General features: G+C 44.0%; 2 protein-coding genes. Both read left to right on the top strand.

Going from position 1 to position 1,199, the window contains the following annotated elements; all coding sequences use genetic code 11:
- Window positions 1-112: 112 nt before the first annotated feature.
- Window positions 113-676: a septation protein A gene (locus R7O12_RS25835; RefSeq protein WP_025509354.1), complete on the top strand. Its 564-nt coding sequence runs from the start codon at window positions 113-115 to the stop codon at window positions 674-676.
- A gap of 157 nt (window positions 677-833) precedes the next feature.
- On the top strand, window positions 834-1,199 hold a 366-nt coding region (gene yciA, locus R7O12_RS25830; protein ID WP_318126908.1), incomplete at its 3' end, for an acyl-CoA thioester hydrolase YciA.

The raw sequence follows: 1,199 nt of genomic DNA, 5'->3' as shown, positions 1-1,199 counted from the left end.
ACATTGCCGCTCATTGAGCGGCAATTTTTTATCCAAATCCCTTGAGCTATTCACATTACGCCAGATTCCGCTAGACTGTCAGCAACTCAACAACTCGGTAGTTTTTGGCAACATGAAGCAAATCCTTGATTTTATTCCTCTCATTATCTTCTTCGCTCTATACAAGATGTACGACATCTATGTAGCGACTGGAGCACTCATCGTTGCAACGGCAGTTCAACTTATCGTGACCTACGCGCTGTATAAGAAAGTAGAGAAGATGCAACTGATCACGTTTGTCATCGTCACGATATTCGGCAGCATGACCATTTTCTTCCACGACGACAACTTCATAAAATGGAAAGTCACTATCATTTACGTGGTGCTTGCCGTTGGCTTAACCGCCAGCCACTTAATGGGAAAATCGGTCGTCAAAGGCATGTTGGGTAAAGAGATCACGCTACCTGACGCGATTTGGGCGAAGATAAACTGGGCATGGGTAGGCTTCTTCTCATTTTTTGCAGGCCTAAACATTTACATCGCTTACGAGCTACCTCTGGATGTTTGGGTTAACTTCAAAGTGTTTGGAATGCTGATTGCCACCTTCGCCTACATGATTGCTACTGGTGTCTACATTTACAAGCACATGCCAAAGGAAGAGAAAAATAACTCCTCCGATGTCTCGATTGATGATTAAAAACTCAATTTTGCTATAATCCGCGCAAATGTATTATTCACAGCGACCTTCGGGTCGCTGTTTTGTTCAACGGACCAATAATTACTGCATTAGTATTCTTATTGGCACACCATATTTGCGCTTTTTTTGAGCGCCCTTGAAGATTTAGGATGTCACTATGAGCCAAGAATTTAACTCTCCGAAAGGCCAGCTTCTGCTTCGTACCCTTGCAATGCCCGCTGATACAAATGCAAACGGCGATATCTTTGGTGGTTGGATAATGTCTCAACTTGACTTGGCGGGTGCGATTCTGGCGAAAGAGATCTGTTCTGGTCGCGTCGTTACCGTTTCTGTTTCAAGCATTACATTTAAAAAACCAGTCAGCGTAGGTGACGTGGTTTGTTGTTACGGCGTGTGTAAGAAAATCGGCCGTACATCGATGAGCGTTGACCTAGAAGTTTGGGTGAAACCAGTGAAAGTAGACGGCATCGAAGATCGTTTCATGGTTTGCGAAGCAACCTTTAACTATGTAGCCATCGACAGT

This window comes from Vibrio sp. Vb1574 (assembly GCF_033338675.1).
The sequence above is the reverse complement of the archived record's forward strand: the minus strand, read 5'-3'. Positions and strand labels throughout refer to the sequence as shown.